The organism is Barnesiella sp. ET7 (assembly GCF_024733785.1).
Taxonomy (GTDB): Bacteria; Bacteroidota; Bacteroidia; order Bacteroidales; family Barnesiellaceae; genus Barnesiella; species Barnesiella merdigallinarum.
The window spans coordinates 98,832-117,550 of the sequence record NZ_JANRHM010000007.1; the positions used below are offsets into that span (position 1 = coordinate 98,832).

Sequence of the window (18,719 nt, forward strand, 5' to 3'; positions counted from 1 at the left end):
AGCGAAAGGTGAGCGCAGAGGCAAAGGAAAACGCACCCTTTTCAGCTGACCATGCACAGGGGTTATTACTCGCGCAGACGGAACTCGTTGGGGGTGCAACCCACCACCCGCTTGAACATGCGGCTCATGTGCTGGGGATACTGGAACCCCAGGCTGTATGCAATCTCGCTCATCGACTTCGAGGTTGAGAGCAGCAGCTCCTTGGCACGGGCAATCAGTTTCTTCTGGATGTGTTCCGATACGGTCATTCCCGTCTGTTTTCGAATCATATCGCCGAAGTAGTTGGGCGACAGATATACCTGTTCGGCAAAATACTTCACGGTAGGCAGCCCTATCTCCTGCGGAGCCTTGCTGTCGAAATACTCGTCGAGCAAGCGCTCGAAGCGCACGATAATATCTTTGTTGGGGAGTTCGCGCGTAGTAAATTGCCGCTCATAGAAACGCATGCAGTAGTCGAGCAACAGCCCTATGTTGGCCGTAATGAGCCGGCGGCTGTGTTTGTCGATATTGTGCCGCAACTCGGCATCGATCTTCTGCAGGCAATCCATGATGGTATCGCGCTCGCTCTCGGAGAGGTGCAGCGCCTCGCGCGTCTCGTACGAGAAGAACGAATACTTCTTAATCTCCTGCCCCAGCATGGTGCCCCGAATGAAATCGGGATGGAAGAGCAACCCGTGAGCCTTGGGACGAGCATCCTTCGCCATATCTACCTCGGCCACTTGACCGGGAGCAAAGCAGACAATCGTACCCTCGCCATAATCGTAGGGCTGACGGCCGTAGGTAATATCGCCACATTTCGTCTCTTTCAAGAACAGCGCATATACGCCATAACTGATTTTAAGGTGTTCGGGCCATTGAGTAGCTTGCGACAAGTCGATTACCGCCACCATCGGGTGCAAGGTTTCCAAGCCAAAAATCTTGTTATACTGATCTACACTATCCAATTTAATCCACTCTTCCATAACACAAAATTTAATCGTTACGGCAAATATACTATTATAATTCGATATATCCTCGACTCGGCCGTGGTATCCATGATTCGGGTACAACTATCCGTAATCGGTATACAAGATTTTGTCCGAGAAGCTCCTAACTCTCTTTCTATTACAAATATAGCATCTCACGTCAAGTAAAGCCAACCGCCAAAATCCACGGTTCGGGTAGAAACATCCGTAAATCGTATACAGAAATTCAGGTACACCCCTGCTAATTTTGTACCGGAAAAAAATCGAAACCATAAAAACAGATAAGGTATGAAAAAAAGAGTAATCTTTGCGCTTGTCGCACTATGGGTATTTAATAATGGTATAACAATTATGGCACAAGAAAACACAAAACAAACGGCTGGCCGCGACCAGCTCGGGGAGTTTGCCCCCAAATTCGCGGAACTTAACGACGACGTACTCTTCGGCGAGGTCTGGAGCCGCACCGACCGTCTGGGACTGCGCGACCGCAGCCTGGTTACCATCACCTCGCTCATCAGCCAGGGTATTACCGACAGCTCGCTCACGTACCACCTGCAAACGGCCCGAAAGAACGGAATCACCCGCACCGAGATAGCCGAAATCATCACCCACATCAGCTTCTATGCCGGATGGCCGAAGGCTTGGGCCGCTTTCCGTCTGGCCAAAGAGGTATGGGCCGACGACACGACCGGCGAGGATGCCAAAGCCGCATTCCAGAAAGAGATGATTTTCCCCATCGGCGAGCCCAACACGGCCTATGCCCGATATTTCGTCGGGAACAGCTACCTCGCCCCCATCTCGCGCGAACAGGTGATTGTGTCGAACGTCACCTTCGAGCCCGGCTGCCGCAACAACTGGCACATTCACCGGGCCACCAGTGGCGGCGGTCAGATGCTTATCGGCGTAGCCGGCCGCGGTTGGTATCAGGAGGAGGGTAAACCGGCCGTAGAGATTCGGCCCGGCACGGTTATCCACATCCCGGCCAACGTCAAACACTGGCACGGAGCAGCCGCCGACAGCTGGTTTGCCCACCTGGCTTTTGAAATCCCGGGCGAGTCGGCCTCGAACGAATGGCTCGAGCCCGTCACCGACGACGAATATAACAAACTGAACCAATAAACCTAACCCTAAAAACCTAACCCTACAATGGAAACCAGACTGAAATACAACATGTTTGTTCCTACCCGCGTCATGTTCGGGGCAGGAGCACTGAATAAACTGGGCGACCAACCCATGCCCGGTAAAAAGGCACTGATCATCATCTCGAACGGTAAATCGACCCGGGCCAACGGATACCTGGCCCGCACCGAAGAGCAGCTGAAACGGGCCGGTATCGAAACCGCACTCTTCGACGGCGTAGCCCCCAACCCCACGGTGGCCAACGTCGATGCCGGAGCACAGGCTGCCCGCGACAACGGGTGCGACTTTCTGGTAGCTCTGGGCGGCGGCAGCGTGATGGATTGCGCCAAAGCCATCGCCGTGATGGCTACCAACGACGGCGTGCTGTGGGACTACGTAGCCGTAGGCTCGGGCAAAGGACATCCCATCGCCCACACCCCGCTGCCCATCGTCGCCATCACCACGACGGCCGGTACCGGGTCGGAGACCGACAACGCCGGAGTCATCACCAAAGAGGATACGTTCGAAAAGGCCTTCATCGGCGACCCCTCTCTGTATCCCCACCTGGCTATCGTTGACCCGGAATTGATGCTGAGCGTGCCGGCCGGATTCACTGCCTTCCAGGGATTCGATGCCCTCTTCCACAGTGTCGAAGGCTACATAGCCAAAGGGGCCAACCTGATGAGCGACATGTATGCCTTGACCGCCATCGAGAATCTGGCCCAATACCTGCCCCGCGCCGTGAAAGACGGCAACGACCTCGAGGCCCGCACCCACGTGGCCTTCGCCAACACGCTGTCGGGGGTAGTGATGTGTCTGACCCTCCTCACCAGCGAGCACGGCATGGAGCACGCCCTCTCGGCCTACCACCCCAACCTGCCGCACGGTGCCGGCCTCATCATGATCAGCCGGGCCTACTATGCCTACTTCGTGCGCAACCACGCTTGCGACGAGCGCTTCATCCGCATGGCCCGCGCCCTGGGCATGCCCGAGGCCGACAAGCCCGAAGACTTCCTGACGGCTCTCACCCGCCTGCAAGAGGCTTGCGGCGTGGCCGACCTGAAGATGTCGGACTACGGCATCACACGCGACGAGGCCGAGAAGTTCATGCGCAACGCCCGCGAGGTCATGGGCATCATGTTTACCAGCGACCGCATTGCCATGAGCGATGCCGACATCGTAGCCATCTACGAGGAGTCCTGGCGATAACGTCCCATCGTTTCTTTTGAATACAGGGACTGTACCCGAACTCGATACACGAGGGGTGGGTACAGTCCCGCTTTTTTTTACCGGAAGAAGACGTCACGGCCAAGTCAAAGTTGAAAACTGCGTTTTCCTTTGCCTCTGCGCTCACCTTTCGCTACTTTTGTAGCCAAATAAACGAATCGGCTATGAATCACAACGAGAAATTCGGCATATATACCGACCAAGCGGAGAAACAGATCTCTTTGCTGAAATACTCCAAGAGTTCGTGTGGCGTGGACTTCCTGCTCAACACGGCCGAGAGTAGCGAGAAACGGGGCTGGTTCGATGCCGACAAACGATACAAGACCGATTTCTTCGAGTTCTATTTCTTCCGGCAGGCCGAGGGCTACCTGTTCCTGACGGGCGAAAAGATAGAACTGCACCCCGGCATGGTGCTGATTATCTCGCCTTTTCAGTGGCAAGAGTGGCATGTCGACCTCGACAAGCTGGACTATACCTTCCTGATATTTCAAGAGGAGTTTATCAACAACTTCCTCTCCGACAAATACTTCATGTACCGCTTGCTGTACTGCTACCAGCACGACTACCCTACCCACTTCGACCTGGAGGTGACGGCCATGGCTCCCTACCTCGACCTGCTCTCGAAGATGAAGCACGAGCTGCACGAACCCGTTGCCGACAGCTACCACATGATCGTGGCCTACCTCTATCAGTTTCTGTTGCTCCTCAACCGGCTGTATGCCGGGTTATTCGGCCTGCCGTTCGATGCACCGCTCAACAACTATGCCTACCAGTACAAAGAACTGCTCGAAAAACACATCGCCGAGATGACTCACGTGAGCGACTACGCCGATGCGATGAACATCAGCCGCATATCGCTCAACAAGGCGGTCAAACGCGAGTTCGGGCTGTCGGCCGTCCACCTGCTGAAACAGCGTCTGCTGCAAGAGGTGAAGAACGAATTGCTCTTCTCGGGCCGCTCGGTGAAAGAGATTGCCTTCAGGCTGCACTTCTCGGAACCGAACCACCTGATGCGATTTTTCAAACAGATGACCGGGCAGACCATTGGCGAGTTCTTGGCCTCGCGATTATCATAACAGACCTGTATCGACCTCATCGCAGCAAATCCGTAATCGGGGTACATAATGCGAGGATTTGTATACCGCACACCCTCTTTGCATGCTCTACTTTTGTATCGTGATTCCTGTCGGCCCCGGAAGTCACCGGGCACTCAGGGAGACCATGAGGCTGCAAGGCTGTTGTGAAGATGAAACCACTAACTGTAAAAACGATTGCCCGATGCAACCAGCTGTTGTCGACCCAAACGTCCAACCCGCTGGTGAGTGTCATTCGGTTGTCCGAGACAACCGACCGGCCCGACCTGTTTCAATTCGGGTTCTATACCATATGGCTGAAAGCGTGGTGCGGCTGTTGTCCGTCGACTCTCGGATGGCTGGCGTGCGATTTCAGCGACGGGATACTCTTTGCCCTGCAGCCGGGACGCCCCATGGCTCGGGAGCTGTGGCAATGCGATGCCGGTAAGGCCGAAGGACGACTGCTCTGCTTTCACGCATCGGTCTTAGACCCGCTGCGGGCGAAAGGTGATGGTCATTATACCTTTTTCAACTACAATACCGATGAGTGCCTGCACCTCTCTCGACGGGAGCGACTCCTCCTGGAGCGGGAGATAGACGAAATCGAGGAAGAATTGAACTGGGGCATCGACGAATACAGCTACACGATTCTGGCCGAAAGAATCAAGTTACTGCTCGACTACATTACCCGCTTCTACCACCGCCAGTTTATCTTGAGGCACGATGCCAACCTGCGGCTGGTCGAATGGACCGACCGGTATGTCGACGACTTTTTCAGGTCGGGCCGGGCCCGCTGCCATCCGTTGCCCACCACGGCCACGCTGGCCAGCCAACTCGGTTGCTCGCCCGACTACCTCAACGACATGTTGTGCCACGAAACCGGCAAATGTACCGCCGACTACATCAGGCTGAAACAGATTGCCCGGGCCGAACAGCTATTGAAACAGGATACCCGAAGTGTAACCGACATAGCTCGAGAACTTGGCTTCCCCACGGGGCAGGCCTTCTGTACCCTGTTCAAGAAACTCAAAGGGCAGACACCCGAAGATTTCAGGCTCTGCCCGGGCTCAGGACCTTTGAACCTCAACAACTGATTCATCGTAAAAACAGGAGAGACAAATTACCGAGATGAATATCGGGATTCAACATCCCCACAGTTGGAGAGCCCGTAATCTTAGCGACTAAACAACTCTAAAAACATATAACCTATGAAACGCATCCAAAATACCGAATTCGGTGGCGAGCGCCCGTTGTTCGCTTCGCACGATTTACAACTCGACCATGTCACCATCCACGCCGGTGAATCGGCTCTGAAAGAGTGCAGCCACATCGTGGCCGAAAACTGCCGCTTCGAAGGCAAGTATCCGTTCTGGCATGTCGACGGATTTACCATAAAGAACTGTCTGTTCACCGAGGGGGCCCGCGCCGCCCTGTGGTACTCGCGCAATCTGGAGATGACCGACACCCGGGTCGAAGCTCCCAAGATGTTTCGCGAGATGGAGGGCATCAAGCTCGAGAACGTGGAGATACCCGATGCGCAGGAGACGCTGTGGCACTGCAACAACGTGCACCTGAAAAACGTACGGGTAGACCACGCCGACTACCTGTTCATGCACAGCGGGAATATCGAAATCGAAGACTACGTGCAGAAGGGTAACTACTCGTTCCAATACTGCAGGAATGTGGTTATCCGCAACGCGGTCATCAACTCGAAGGATGCCTTCTGGAATACCGAAAACGTGACCGTCTACGACTCGGAGATAAACGGCGAGTATCTGGGCTGGCACTCCCACCACCTGCGCCTGGTCAACTGCAAAATATCGGGTACCCAACCGCTGTGCTATGCCCACGACCTGGTGATGGAAAACTGCACCATGGCCCCCGATTGCGACCTGGCCTTCGAATACAGCAGCGTGCAGGCGACCCTGAACGGAGCCATTCGCAGCGTGAAGAACCCCCGCACGGGCAGCATCACGGCCGACCGCTTCGACGAGATTATCCTGGACGAGAACATCAAGGCTCCCGGCGACTGCAAACTCACGGCCCGGGAGACGACAGCCGATTCCAACCTGTAAGCCTATGTACTACGATTTCGATGAAATAATACCTCGGCGGAATACCCGGTCGTACAAGTGGGACAGCACGGACGACGACCGGGTGCTCCCCCTCTGGGTGGCCGACATGGACTTCCGCACGGCACAGCCCGTTGTCGATGCCCTGGCCCGACGCGTGCAACACGGCATATTCGGGTATGTGCGTGTGCCCGACGAATACTATGCGGCAGTGACCGGGTGGTTCGCCCGTCGCCACGGCTGGCACATCGAGCGCGAGTGGATTGTCTACACCTCGGGGGTAGTCCCGGCCCTCTCGGTCATCATCAAGGCACTGACCCGTCCGGGCGACGGCGTGGTGGTGCAGACCCCGGTATACAACTGCTTCTTCTCTTCGATTCGCAACAACGGTTGCCGCGTGGTGACCAACCCGCTCCTGTACGAGGCGAATACCTACCGCATCGACTTCGACGACCTGGAGCGCAAAACGGCCGACCCAAGCGTCAAGCTCATGCTCCTCTGCAATCCACACAACCCGGCTGGCCGGGTGTGGAGCCGCGACGAGTTGCGCCGCATCGGCGAGATATGCCGGCACAACGGCGTGAAGGTAGTCGCCGACGAAATTCACTGCGAACTGGTATACCCGGGTCACACCTATACCCCCTTCGCATCCATCGACGAGAGCCTCCTGCAAAACTCCATCACCTGCCTGTCGCCCAGCAAAGCCTTCAACCTGGCCGGCCTGCAGATTGCCAACATCGTCTCGTGCGACGAAGCGGTGCGCCAGGCCATCGACCGGGCCATCAACATCAACGAGGTGTGCGACGTCAACCCCTTCGGCATCGAGGCCACCATAGCCGCCTACAACGAGGGCGAAGAGTGGCTGACCCAGTTGCTCGACTACCTGAAGGTCAACTACGACTTCATGTGCCGGTTTTTCCGCACCTTCCTGCCCCAGATTCCCGTCACGAAACTCGAGGGCACCTACCTGGTGTGGACCGACTGTCGGGCCCTGCGCCTCGACTCGGACACGCTGCAGGCCCGCCTGCTGAAGCAAGCCGGACTGTGGCTCAACAGCGGCACGATGTATGGCGCCGAGGGCGAAGGGTTCGTGCGCTGGAATATCGCCTGCCCCCGCTCGGTACTGCACGAAGCCCTGATGCGCTTCCGCTCGTTTGTCGAATCGTTGTCTGCAAACCGTTAACCACATGAGACGCATGGCACATACACGACACGGAGCGGCCGTTGTGCTGGCCTACTTCCTCATCTATGTAGTATGGGGCTCGACCTACTACTTCATCGGTGTGGCCCTGCACGACATCCCCACCTTTCTGCTGGGGGCCCTGCGCTTCTCAGCAGCGGGGCTCCTGCTGCTGGCGCTCTGTGGCTGGCGGGGCGAGCGGGTGATGCGCCCGCAGCTCATCAGGCGGTCGGCCGTGAGCGGTATCGTGCTGCTGTTTGTCGACATGGCCGTCATCATGCTGGCCCAACGCTACGTGAGCAGCAGCCTCGTGGCGATTGTCGCCTCGTCGACAGCCATCTGGATCATGCTGCTCGACGTGCCCATGTGGAAAAGAAACTTTCGCAGCCTCCGCACGATTGCGGGTCTGCTGGCCGGATTTGCCGGTGTGGGGCTGCTCTACCTAGAACAGCTGGCTGCCGACTCCCACACCTCCATGCACCACGAGTACGGCATCCTGATTCTGGTGGCCGGCTGCATATCGTGGGCACTCGGCACACTCTATGCCAAATACCGGTCGGCTGAAGCCGAGGCGGTAAACGCCTTTGCGGGGGCGGCGTGGCAGATGATTTTTGCCAGCATCCTGTTCTGGCTCTGTGCCTGGGCTGCGGGCGACACGACGCGGGTCGACTGGGCAGCGGTCTCGACCGGCTCGTGGCTCTCGCTGCTCTACCTCATACTCTTCGGCTCGCTGCTGGCTTACACCGCCTATGTGTGGCTGCTGAAGGTGCGACCCGCCACCGAGGTGGCCACCCACGCCTATGTCAACCCGGTGGTGGCGGTGGTCATCGGGGTATATATCGGCCACGAAGAGGTGAGCCTGCTGCAACTGGCCGGACTGGCCATTATCCTCGCCAGCGTGATACTGGTCGAAATGCGAACTCCACAATCTCCGAAACGACATGACAAACAATAACCTCTCCCCCATACGTTCGTCCGAACGGTATGTGATACTCGACGCCCTGCGCGGCTTTGCCATCCTGGGCATCGCACTGGCCAACTTTCCCGAGTTTTCGCTCTACACCTTCCTCCCGGCCGACGATGCGGCCCAGTTGCCCGCCTCGGGTGGCGACCGCGGCCTTCGCTACCTGCTCTATCTCCTGGTCGACGGCAAATTCTACACCCTCTTCTCCCTGCTGTTCGGCATCGGCTTTTCCATCATCCTGAGCAACGTGACCCGCAAGGGCGGGAATGCCCTGCGCGTGTTTTACCGGCGTATGGTCCTGCTGGCTCTCATCGGCGGGCTGCACCTAATATTTCTCTGGAGCGGCGACATCCTACTGCTCTATGCGCTGCTGGGCATGCTGCTCCCGCTGTTTCGCCACCTCTCCGACCGCCGGCTGCTGGCCGCAGCTCTGGCTCTGCTCTTCATCCCCGTGTGCATCGATACCGTGTGCGAACTTACCCACACCAACCCCTCGGCCCGGGTGGTAGAGCTGCAGCAGATATATTGTGCCCGGTTCGGCATCACCGATGCCAACTTTGCCTATTGGCTGCACGATGCCACCGGCTACAACGAGGTGTTTCAATTCCTGATTCAGGGAGCCCTGGTGCGGATGCAGGAGTTTATCGACGGCAACCGCTACTTCAAGGTACTGGGGCTCTTTCTCATAGGCTACTACATCGGGCGACAACGACTCTATGCCCGACTGGAAGAGAATAAGCCGTGGCTGAAACGGCTCTTTGCCGGTGGTCTGATGGTCGGACTCCCCCTCTCGCTGCTCTACGCCTGGAGTTCGATGAACGCCCATCCCTGGGGGCTCTCCATCCACAGCCTGCTCTACTTCGTGAGCGTCTATCCCATGGCATTTGCCTACGCCTCGGGGTTTGGTCTGCTCTATCTCGCACGCCCCCGTCTGAAGGCATTCACCTGGCTGGCCGCACCGGGACGCATGGCCTTGAGCAACTACATAGGGCAGTCGCTGGCGGGCATGTTCATCTTCTACGGCATCGGGCTGGGACTGGGCTCCACCATCAGTCTGGCCACGACCGAGCTGATTGTACTGGTCGTGTTTGTCGTGCAGCAGGCCTTCAGCCGCATGTGGCTGAACACCTTCCGGTTCGGGCCGCTCGAGTGGATCTGGCGCATGCTCACCTATGGCCACTGGATAGCCTGCCGCAAACCCCGGTCGGGCGTGAAACCTTAGAAGCTCCACGCTATCCGAATGAGCCAGACTGTTAAAAAACAGGATATACCGCATCGATTCCACCCCTCGGACCTTCTGCCCGAGACCGTAATACAAATAAAAAATACATAGCGTTAAAATTTGTAGCAAAATATTTTTGTTGTTTGCGCGAATCCTATATTTTTGCATAATGTTTTATGCCGGTTTACCAATCGGGTCATGAAGCCGGACACGAAAACAATTATATAAATATCATATACTTATTTATCTATGAAAAGAGTTTATACTTTTGGCAACGGTAAAGCAGAAGGCCGTGCCGACATGAAAAACCTGCTGGGAGGCAAAGGCGCCAACTTGGCAGAGATGAATCTCATCGGTGTTCCTGTACCCCCGGGATTCACCATCACCACCGAGGTTTGTACAACATATACTCAACAAGGGCGTGAAGCCGTCGTTAAGGAGATCCAAAACGACGTAGAGCAAGCCATCGCCCACATCGAAAGCCTCACCGGCACGAAGTTCGGCGACGCCACCAACCCGCTGTTGGTATCGGTTCGTTCGGGTGCCCGCGTCTCCATGCCGGGTATGATGGATACCGTGCTCAACCTGGGTATGAACGACGAGGCCGTAGAAGCCATCGCCAAGAAATCGGGCAATCCCCGTTTCGCCTGGGACTCGTACCGTCGTTTCGTACAGATGTATGGCGACGTGGTACTGGGCATGAAACCCAAGACCAAAGAAGACATCGACCCCTTCGAAGAGGTAATGGACAAGGTGAAAGAGGCCAAAGGCATCAAGAGCGACACCGAGCTGCAGGTCGAAGACCTCAAAGAGCTGGTTCGCCTCTTCAAAGCTGCTGTCAAGGAAAACACCGGCAAAGACTTCCCCACCTCGCCCTGGGAGCAACTGTGGGGTGCCATCTGCGCCGTATTCGATAGCTGGATGAACGAACGCGCCATCCTCTACCGCCGCATGAACCAGATCCCCGAAGAGTGGGGTACGGCCGTGAACGTACAGGCCATGGTATTCGGCAACATGGGCAACACGTCGGCTACCGGTGTAGCCTTCACCCGCGACGCCGCTACCGGCGAAGACATCTTCAACGGCGAATACCTCATCAACGCACAAGGCGAGGATGTGGTTGCCGGTGTACGCACACCCCAGCAAATCACCCTCGAAGGCTCTCGCCGCTGGGCTGCCCTGCAAGGCATCAGCGAAGAGGAGCGTGCCAGCAAATACCCCTCGCTCGAGGAGTCGATGCCCGAGTGCGCCAAAGACCTCATCGAGACCCAACAGAAACTCGAAGACTACTTCAAGGATATGCAAGACCTCGAGTTTACCATCCAGGATGGCAAACTGTGGTTGCTCCAAACCCGTAACGGCAAACGCACCGGTGCCGCCATGGTAAAAATCGCCATGGACATGCTGCGTGCCGGCATCATCGACGAGAAGACCGCTCTGAAACGCATGGAAGCTCAGAAGCTCGACGAGCTGCTGCACCCTGTATTCGACAAAGACGCCGTAAAACGCGTGAAAGTCGTGGCTAAAGGTCTGCCCGCATCGCCGGGTGCCGCTACCGGCCAAATCGTATTCTTTGCCGACGACGCCGAAGCCTGGGCCGAGAAACGTAAAAAAGTGATTATGGTCCGTATCGAAACCTCGCCCGAAGACCTGCGCGGTATGAACGTGGCTCAAGGTATCCTCACCGCCCGCGGTGGTATGACCTCGCACGCTGCCGTTGTGGCCCGCGGTATGGGTAAATGCTGCGTATCGGGTGCCGGCGAAATCAAGGTCGACTACAAGGCCCGCACCGTAGAGATGGCCGGCAAGGTATACAAAGAGGGCGACTGGATTTCGTTGAACGGTTCGACCGGCGAAGTATACGACGGACAAGTTCCCACCGTCGATGCCGACATGAGCGGCGACTTTGCTGCCATCATGAACCTGGCCGACAAATATACCAAAGTAGACGTTCGCACCAACGCCGATACGCCGCGCGATGCAGCCGTAGCCCGCAAGTTCGGTGCCCGCGGTATCGGTCTGTGCCGTACCGAGCACATGTTCTTCGAAGGCGACCGCATCAAAGCCATGCGCGAAATGATTCTTTCGAAAGATGAAGAAGGCCGTCGCCACGCCCTCGACAAACTGTTGCCCATGCAACGCGGCGACTTCGAAGGCATCTTCGAAGCCATGGACGGTCTGGGCGTAACGATCCGTCTGCTCGATCCCCCCTTGCACGAGTTCGTACCCCATCAACTCGCTACGCAGAAAGAACTGGCCGAAGAGATGGGCATGAGCATCGAAGAGGTAAAACTCGCCTGCGACTCGCTGGCCGAGTTCAACCCCATGCTGGGACACCGTGGCTGCCGTCTGGGTTGCACCTATCCCGAAATTACCGAGATGCAGGCCCGCGCCATCATCGAGGCCGCCCTCAACGTGAAAGCCCGCGGTATCGACGTTCACCCCGAAATCATGGTACCCCTCGTAGGTGTGGTTGAGGAGTTGAGAATGCAGGCCGATGTCATCAACCGCGTAGCCGCTCAGGTATTCGAAGAGCGCGGCGATACGGTAGCCTACAAGGTAGGTACGATGATCGAGGTACCCCGTGCCGCCGTTACGGCCGACCAGATTGCCGAGGTAGCCGACTTCTTCTCGTTCGGTACGAACGACCTCACGCAGATGACCTTCGGTTACTCGCGCGACGATGCCGGCAAGTTCCTCAAGATCTACAAAGAGAAAGGTATCCTCAAAACCGACCCGTTCGAAGTGCTCGACCAGAAAGGCGTGGGCCAACTCGTTCGCATGGGTGTAGAGAAAGGCCGTTCGACCAAACCGACCCTCAAGGTAGGTATCTGCGGTGAGCACGGTGGCGAACCCTCGTCGGTTAAGTTCTGCGCCAAACTGGGCATGAACTACGTATCGTGCAGCCCCTACCGCGTGCCCATCGCCCGCGTAGCTGCGGCCCAAGCGGCAATCGAAGACAAACTCTAAAAATCTGCAACGACGTTGATATTTTGCTTCCATCTGCATTTTATATGCAAAACATTTGTTTTTCATTTGTTTTCCCAATGGAGGCTAATCAACTCAATACCAGTAAGGCATTAAAGCGGCGCAGGCTGCGATAGAGGACACTCTCTAAGACTGGAAGCCCTCAGGCAGAATAGCAATTAAGATTTGTATCAGGCTGTAATCTACCGATTTACGCGGTAATTACAGCCTGAGTTGCGTTAAGACAGTTCGTGCAGTTGACATCAAAAAATGAGCCAAATGAGCGTATTTGTTTTACTCTATGTTTACCCCAAAAATCATCATGTTTACCCCTGTTTACCCCAAAGAATTTCTTGTATTTATCTAAAAAGGAAATAGGTATGACAACATTTAAAGCAACGGTAAAAAAGCCGAGAAGCGATGGCTTTTACACAGTTTACATCAGGATTACGCACCAGCGCAAATCCAGTTATATTAAAACAAATAAAATTGTAGACGCTGCTCATATTACGAAAGGTGGTGATCTCACTGACCCTGTTGTAAATGAGTATTGCGCTATGCTCATCAGGCAATATACGGACCGCTTGAACCGCGTGAATGCGACTTGTTGGGAAATAAAGGAAGTAATAGAGTTCTTGTTGAAAGACGATGAAGAAGCGTGCTTCAGCGATTACGCGCGAAAGTTCATAGACAGGATGGAAGCGGATGGACACGAACGCAATGCAAAGAATTACAGACTTGCGGTAAACCATTTAGAACGCTTCATGGGGACAACCCGACTTCTGTTTAGCAACTTGTCATCTTCTGCAATAAATCTTTGGATAGAGAGTCTGTCAAAAACAAACCGAGCCAAAGAAATGTACCCTACATGTGTACGACAAATTTTCAAAAAAGCTATAGTCGAGCTAAATGATGAAGAGCGTGGTGTTATACGCATAAAGTTCAATCCTTGGCTTAAAGTGGCAATTCCCAAATCTGACAATACAATGAAACGTGCCATCAGTGCGGAAGCCTGCCGTGAGTTCTTCAACCGTCCTCTTCCAAAAACAAAGATGCTGTCTCCCCTTCCGGAACTTGGCCGGGATGTAGCACTTCTATCACTGTGTATCGGCGGTATCAACACCGTTGACCTTTACGAACTCAAAAAGAAGGATTACAACAATGGCATTATCGGCTATAAAAGGGCAAAGACACGTCACAGCCGCAGAGACGAGGCATATATGGAAATGAGAATAGAGCCATTTATCCAAGAGACCTTTAATAAGTATCTCTCCAAAGATGAGGATGATGAGTACCTGTTCGTATTCCACAGCCGTTACAGCAATTCCGACAGTTTCAATGCTAACGTAAATATCGGAATACGCAAGATATGCGCCGACATGGGCATGAAAAAGGAGGACTACTACTGCTATTATACGTTCAGGCATACGTGGGCAACCATTGCCCAAAACGATTGTGATGCAAACCTTTATGAAGTTGCATTTGGCATGAATCACAGTCATGGGTTCAATGTAACAAGAGGCTACTTAAAACTGGACTTTACTCCTGCGTGGGAACTTAATGCCAAGATTATTGATTTCATTTTCTTCAGCAATAAGAAGAGTAAACAAGGCAAAGCTCGTGACCTTGAAGCTCCAGAGGAAAAACTTTTCCGCATTTCAAAAAAGATGATGATATACGGACGCGCTTATTTCAAAGGAGATGTTGTTGGTGAACTAACAGATATCGGTTTTAGTAACGTTGACGAAGTTATCTCCGAACTAGTCAAACAGCTACCCAAAGATATTCCTATCGGTTGTACAGTCCAGTTCAGACTTAAAAATTGTGATAGTCAAAGAGAGGTTGTCTATGAAAGAAGCAAAGGCAAAGGATTTTAGCCTGCTTGTCAGTTAGGTAAACACCTGACATGAGGGAAGAACACCTTTCCACCCGACTACAACACGAAGCCGTACCTGCCCGTCCGAGACAGGTGCGGCTTTGCTGCTTCACCCTTATCTTGAATCCGGCGGACGGTTGACACAACACCGCCCCAGGAAGATGCCGACCAACAGCAGTAATCCCTTCCATACAAGGACGCACACCTTCTTCAACAACCATCCGGCAAGCCGCAGCACGTTCCTTACCAGCCATAACACCAACCGCCACAACAGCGAAAGTATGATGATGACAGGCACCAGGTATATTATCAGTAACAGTTCAAACATATACTCAAATTTAAGTGAAACCATAAGCCATACGAGGCTATTTTCCACCATAAATATACTAAAAATCAGCGAGATATGAAAATATTCCGGCAACTTTATCCTGACAAAATCATTGATTGACAAACGATTGCCCATTGTGCTTCCATATCAAGATAGCTTTATACATATCGTTTGGAATATACTGGTGACAAGTGTCTGTATTTCCAAAATCCGAAATCATCAGGTGCAAAAAACTAGTTTTCTCAGGTCTGATGAGTGACTATAAAGTAATGTCAAGGTCGTCTTAGCCTTGGTCGGCCATTACATTACTACATTATTGCATCATGTTGAAATATCCAAGCTCATTACCAATCTGAAAAATCTGATGCCTGTGCTTCCTTTTCCCTCTTGTTATCGAACAAACGGATAATGATTCTAATAATTCACGAATAGATGAACTAATATAACCGGACACTTGAAACCAAAGTAAGCCCCATTTCGCACCTTGGATTACAAGATAACTGGATGACCCGATACTCACAGACCGAGGAAAATCCTATTCGATACACCCGGCAATCGGATGCTCTCGATATCCCGGTCAAAATGATATGTTCCTTGAAGAATAGTGTTGTGCATTTTGTACGGAAGCCCCTTTTCACGGTAATTTTGGCGCAAGAAAGACCCCGGGATGACATTGCCCTGCGTTGCAGGATTTTCCAAGCAAGTTGTACTTTTGTGGCCACAAAACTCCGTTTGTTCTCCCAAAAAGTGACTTGCCGGATGCCATGCACCGGAGCGGCACCGCCGCTGTTTCGCCCTGCGAAATAAGGTAAGACAATCCCGGTTGCAAACAAACCGGAACATGAAGGAACATAGGAACAAGTACATCAAGGTAAGGATGACCCCGGAAGAAGTCCGGGAGTTCAAGGAGAAATCGGCTGAATACAAGACCGTAAGCCACTACGTGCGCAAGGCACTCGAAGAGTATTCAAACGTAAGCGTCAGGCAGCAGCTTGAACTCATGCAGGAACTCGGTTCGTTTTACCGAAGATACCAGGGCGAACTGTCCCATATAGGCGGAAACCTCAACCAGGCAGTAAAGCGCGCCAACGAGCTGGCGGTTGCAGGGTTGCTGCCCCCAAGCTATATCCGGGAAGTTCTGTTGCCGCTCATCCGGGACACACAGGAAACCGTCAACGGGATAAAAAGACAACTTGACATCCTCACATCAAGAATAAACAAGCCTTAGAACCAGACATATCACCAATCCAGATAACACCACCCCAAGATGATAGCGACCATATTACCCGGAAGCGCGGACTTCCATACCGTTGGTTACAACGAACACAAGGTATCGAAAGGGCTTGCCCGGCTCATCGAGATGCGGAACTTCGGGACAATCGGTCTGGCAGGCAGACCCACCACGGAGGAGCTTACCGGCTATCTCAAAAAATACAGTTCCACCAACAGCCGCATCCGGAAACCGCAGTTCCATGTGGCCGTCAGCTGCAAAGGCCGTGAGATGACGGAATCCGAACTGCTGGATTTCGCGCACCGATACCTCAAGGAAATGGGATATGCCGAACCCGGACAACCTTGGCTCATCTACGCCCACCATGACACCGACAACACCCACCTGCACATCATCACCTCGCGTGTCGCCCCCGACGGCAGGAAGATAGCCTATAGTCACGAGCGCAGGCGTTCCCAGGAAGTCATAGACAGGATTCTCGGCACGGACAGGCAAAAGAAGATTGCCGACGACATGGACGCGGCCAGGCAATATACCTTCTCCTCTTTCGCCCAGTTCAAGGCAATCATGGTTTCTATGGGATATGAGGTATATAAGAAAGATGAAAACGTATTTATCAAGCATGGCGGCAAGGTGCAGCGGCAAATTCCGTTGGCCGAAGTCGAACAGCTTTTCAAAAGCGGCTATAGGGAACGCGCCCGTTGCCGCCAGCTGCGGAGCATCCTCAAAAAATACCGGGACGTGAGCGGCGGCAAGGAAGAGCTGCAGAAAGAGCTGAAGGAGAAGTTCGGCATCGACCTCGTGTTCTTCGGCAGGAAGGATGCGCCCTACGGCTACATGATTGTCGACCACGCCCACCGTACCGTCATCAACGGGGCAAGGGTGCTGGCCACGGAACAGCTTCTGGACTTCGCCACCCCGGAACAACGCTTCGCACGCATAGAGGACTACATAGACCGGCTGCTCACCCTCAACCCGAAAATCACGCAGGGCGAGATTTTCCAGAAGCTGAGGAAGCAGCGTGCCTATATCAAGAAAGGCGTCATCCACTTTGACGGACAGACACGCCCGTTAAAGCCGTTCATGGCGGAAGCCATCGACCGGAACAACCGCATCCGTTTCATCGAGATGTTCCACCCGGCCACAGAAGCTGAACGCGATCTGCTCTGCAAAATCTTCAAGGTGAACCGTCCTGATCTGGTGGACCTGTCAGGCGAAAGGCCGCAGTCCCATACGGATGCCGTCAGCCGCCTGCATGAAATCTTCAATGACGAGAACGTCTTTTCCGTGAAAAGTGCCCTTCATGAGGAAGGCTTCATCATCCGCGAGGAAGCGGGCGCGGCATATGCCGTCAACTTTAAAAGACACATCGTGATAGACCTTGCGGCGGAAGGGCTTGACACGGAACGGCTGAAACCCCGGCCACGGAAGCAACAGGCCAAGCAGACACATTCCACCGGAAACGGCGGAAAGAAGATACACATACACGGACTGAAGGATTCCGGTGCCGGAAGCCATGCCGAAAAGCGTGAGTGGGAAGTCGGCGGCAAGGGAGGCTACGATGACATTGACGACGGACGCAACCTTAAACGGTAGACCATGAGGAAAAAACGGAGACTCCCTTTTGTCACCTGTCTGGCCGCATAAGCCGTCATACCTTTTAATCCGCTGCATAAAATACTTCGGTCAGGCTGACCTGAAACACAAAAGTGTTGTGCATTTCGTTACCGTCCTATCCGGTGCATACTTTTGCACCGAACCAAACGACCGTGGACAAAATGATACAGACACCCGTCATCGTGACATTCGCCAACCAGAAAGGGGGAGTCGGCAAGACGACCCTCTGCGTCACCTTCGCCAACTACCTTGTGACGAAGGGCGTGCGTGCCGTGGTCGTCGACTGCGATTTCCAGCACTCCATCATGAAGTGCCGCAAGGCCGACATCAAGAAATACGGCGAGGAAGCCGTACCCTACGACGTGCTGGCCTACGAGGCCAACGACAAGCAGGCCATGACCGCGCTCATGGAGAAGCTGCACAACGACCCCAGCATAGACGTGGTGCTCATGGACTCGCCCGGCAGCCTGAAGGCGGAGGGGCTGATACCCATGTTCGTCAACTCGGATATCATCGTCGTGCCGTTCCATTACGACCTGGTGACCGTCCCCTCCACCGCGAGCTTCCTCCTGTTCATCGACCGTCTGCGCAAGGCCGTGGGCGGACGGATGAAAGCCCGGCTCTTCATCGTCCCCAACCTCCATGACGGACGGGTGGGCAAACGCTCCGAGCTGGAACTGTGGGAGAACACGGGGAAGACCTTCGCCAACTACGGGCTGGTGACGGACAAGATTCCCAAGCGGGCCGACATGGAACGTTTCAGCACGGTGGCGGAACTGGATATGCAGGCCGGCATCGTCAGTCCGGTGTTCGACAAAATATACGCCGGAATTTTCGTTGACGGCACCCCCAAAGACATAAACCATCAATGACCATAG

15 protein-coding genes are annotated in these 18,719 nt (G+C 54.3%); 13 read left to right on the top strand and 2 right to left on the bottom strand.

Going from position 1 to position 18,719, the window contains the following annotated elements; all coding sequences use genetic code 11:
• Positions 1 to 65: 65 nt before the first annotated feature.
• The gene (locus NW211_RS06055; protein ID WP_087407577.1) at positions 66 to 962 is read right to left on the bottom strand and encodes an AraC family transcriptional regulator; all 897 of its coding nucleotides are present in this window, start codon (positions 960 to 962) and stop codon (positions 66 to 68) included.
• A 354-nt stretch (positions 963 to 1,316) separates the two neighbouring features.
• On the opposite strand from NW211_RS06055, the gene NW211_RS06060 reads away from it, so the two are divergent.
• From NW211_RS06060 to NW211_RS06105, 10 genes are all read left to right on the top strand, one after another.
• Positions 1,317 to 2,084 carry a carboxymuconolactone decarboxylase family protein gene (locus tag NW211_RS06060; protein ID WP_375379576.1) on the top strand — a complete coding sequence of 256 codons (768 nt, stop codon included), beginning with the start codon at positions 1,317 to 1,319 and terminating at the stop codon, positions 2,082 to 2,084.
• Positions 2,085 to 2,111: 27 nt separating this feature from the next.
• On the top strand, positions 2,112 to 3,293 hold the full coding sequence (locus NW211_RS06065) for an iron-containing alcohol dehydrogenase (RefSeq protein ID WP_258327277.1): 1,182 nt from the start codon (positions 2,112 to 2,114) through the stop codon (positions 3,291 to 3,293).
• Positions 3,294 to 3,475: 182 nt separating this feature from the next.
• Entirely contained in the window at positions 3,476 to 4,387 is a 912-nt protein-coding gene (locus NW211_RS06070) for an AraC family transcriptional regulator (RefSeq protein WP_258327278.1), read from the top strand.
• A gap of 170 nt (positions 4,388 to 4,557) precedes the next feature.
• The gene (locus NW211_RS06075) at positions 4,558 to 5,478 is read left to right on the top strand and encodes an AraC family transcriptional regulator (protein WP_258327279.1); all 921 of its coding nucleotides are present in this window, start codon (positions 4,558 to 4,560) and stop codon (positions 5,476 to 5,478) included.
• A gap of 114 nt (positions 5,479 to 5,592) precedes the next feature.
• Positions 5,593 to 6,459, top strand: coding sequence for a DUF3737 family protein (locus NW211_RS06080; RefSeq protein WP_258327280.1), 867 nt, complete (start codon positions 5,593 to 5,595; stop codon positions 6,457 to 6,459).
• Between the two features lie 4 nt (positions 6,460 to 6,463).
• Entirely contained in the window at positions 6,464 to 7,639 is a 1,176-nt protein-coding gene (locus NW211_RS06085; protein WP_258327281.1) for a MalY/PatB family protein, read from the top strand.
• Positions 7,640 to 7,652: 13 nt separating this feature from the next.
• Positions 7,653 to 8,591 carry an EamA family transporter gene (locus NW211_RS06090; protein ID WP_258327282.1) on the top strand — a complete coding sequence of 313 codons (939 nt, stop codon included), beginning with the start codon at positions 7,653 to 7,655 and terminating at the stop codon, positions 8,589 to 8,591.
• Positions 8,578 to 9,822: a DUF418 domain-containing protein gene (locus tag NW211_RS06095; protein WP_258327283.1), complete on the top strand. Its 1,245-nt coding sequence runs from the start codon at positions 8,578 to 8,580 to the stop codon at positions 9,820 to 9,822. The genes NW211_RS06090 and NW211_RS06095 overlap by 14 nt, the downstream gene beginning before the upstream one ends.
• A gap of 249 nt (positions 9,823 to 10,071) precedes the next feature.
• Positions 10,072 to 12,792, top strand: a complete 2,721-nt coding sequence (gene ppdK / locus NW211_RS06100; RefSeq protein WP_258327284.1) for a pyruvate, phosphate dikinase — start codon at positions 10,072 to 10,074, stop codon at positions 12,790 to 12,792.
• A 377-nt stretch (positions 12,793 to 13,169) separates the two neighbouring features.
• Complete coding sequence (locus NW211_RS06105) at positions 13,170 to 14,666, top strand: phage integrase SAM-like domain-containing protein (protein WP_087330307.1); 1,497 nt, start codon at positions 13,170 to 13,172, stop codon at positions 14,664 to 14,666.
• Positions 14,667 to 14,780: 114 nt separating this feature from the next.
• Here NW211_RS06105 and NW211_RS06110 read toward each other — a convergent pair whose 3' ends face one another.
• Positions 14,781 to 14,993, bottom strand: coding sequence for a hypothetical protein (locus NW211_RS06110; protein WP_087330395.1), 213 nt, complete (start codon positions 14,991 to 14,993; stop codon positions 14,781 to 14,783).
• Positions 14,994 to 15,834: 841 nt separating this feature from the next.
• Here NW211_RS06110 and NW211_RS06115 point away from each other — a divergent pair.
• The 3 genes from NW211_RS06115 to NW211_RS06125 all read left to right on the top strand — a co-directional run bounded on the left by NW211_RS06115 (position 15,835) and on the right by NW211_RS06125 (position 18,713).
• Positions 15,835 to 16,221 carry a plasmid mobilization relaxosome protein MobC gene (locus NW211_RS06115; RefSeq protein ID WP_087330311.1) on the top strand — a complete coding sequence of 129 codons (387 nt, stop codon included), beginning with the start codon at positions 15,835 to 15,837 and terminating at the stop codon, positions 16,219 to 16,221.
• Between the two features lie 39 nt (positions 16,222 to 16,260).
• Positions 16,261 to 17,820: a relaxase/mobilization nuclease domain-containing protein gene (locus NW211_RS06120; protein WP_258327285.1), complete on the top strand. Its 1,560-nt coding sequence runs from the start codon at positions 16,261 to 16,263 to the stop codon at positions 17,818 to 17,820.
• Between the two features lie 182 nt (positions 17,821 to 18,002).
• Complete coding sequence (locus NW211_RS06125) at positions 18,003 to 18,713, top strand: ParA family protein (protein ID WP_087207586.1); 711 nt, start codon at positions 18,003 to 18,005, stop codon at positions 18,711 to 18,713.
• Positions 18,714 to 18,719 lie beyond the last annotated feature (6 nt).

Coding starts and splice junctions, on each gene's coding strand:
- NW211_RS06080 (WP_258327280.1), top strand. CDS start 5,593: ATGAAACGCATCCAAAATACCGAATTCGGTGGCGAGCGCCCGTTGTTC.
- ppdK (WP_258327284.1), top strand. CDS start 10,072: ATGAAAAGAGTTTATACTTTTGGCAACGGTAAAGCAGAAGGCCGTGCC.
- NW211_RS06065 (WP_258327277.1), top strand. CDS start 2,112: ATGGAAACCAGACTGAAATACAACATGTTTGTTCCTACCCGCGTCATG.
- NW211_RS06060 (WP_375379576.1), top strand. CDS start 1,317: ATGGCACAAGAAAACACAAAACAAACGGCTGGCCGCGACCAGCTCGGG.
- NW211_RS06085 (WP_258327281.1), top strand. CDS start 6,464: ATGTACTACGATTTCGATGAAATAATACCTCGGCGGAATACCCGGTCG.
- NW211_RS06075 (WP_258327279.1), top strand. CDS start 4,558: ATGAAACCACTAACTGTAAAAACGATTGCCCGATGCAACCAGCTGTTG.
- NW211_RS06105 (WP_087330307.1), top strand. CDS start 13,170: ATGACAACATTTAAAGCAACGGTAAAAAAGCCGAGAAGCGATGGCTTT.
- NW211_RS06055 (WP_087407577.1), bottom strand. CDS start 962: ATGGAAGAGTGGATTAAATTGGATAGTGTAGATCAGTATAACAAGATT.
- NW211_RS06125 (WP_087207586.1), top strand. CDS start 18,003: ATGATACAGACACCCGTCATCGTGACATTCGCCAACCAGAAAGGGGGA.
- NW211_RS06090 (WP_258327282.1), top strand. CDS start 7,653: ATGGCACATACACGACACGGAGCGGCCGTTGTGCTGGCCTACTTCCTC.
- NW211_RS06070 (WP_258327278.1), top strand. CDS start 3,476: ATGAATCACAACGAGAAATTCGGCATATATACCGACCAAGCGGAGAAA.
- NW211_RS06120 (WP_258327285.1), top strand. CDS start 16,261: ATGATAGCGACCATATTACCCGGAAGCGCGGACTTCCATACCGTTGGT.
- NW211_RS06115 (WP_087330311.1), top strand. CDS start 15,835: ATGAAGGAACATAGGAACAAGTACATCAAGGTAAGGATGACCCCGGAA.
- NW211_RS06095 (WP_258327283.1), top strand. CDS start 8,578: ATGACAAACAATAACCTCTCCCCCATACGTTCGTCCGAACGGTATGTG.
- NW211_RS06110 (WP_087330395.1), bottom strand. CDS start 14,993: ATGTTTGAACTGTTACTGATAATATACCTGGTGCCTGTCATCATCATA.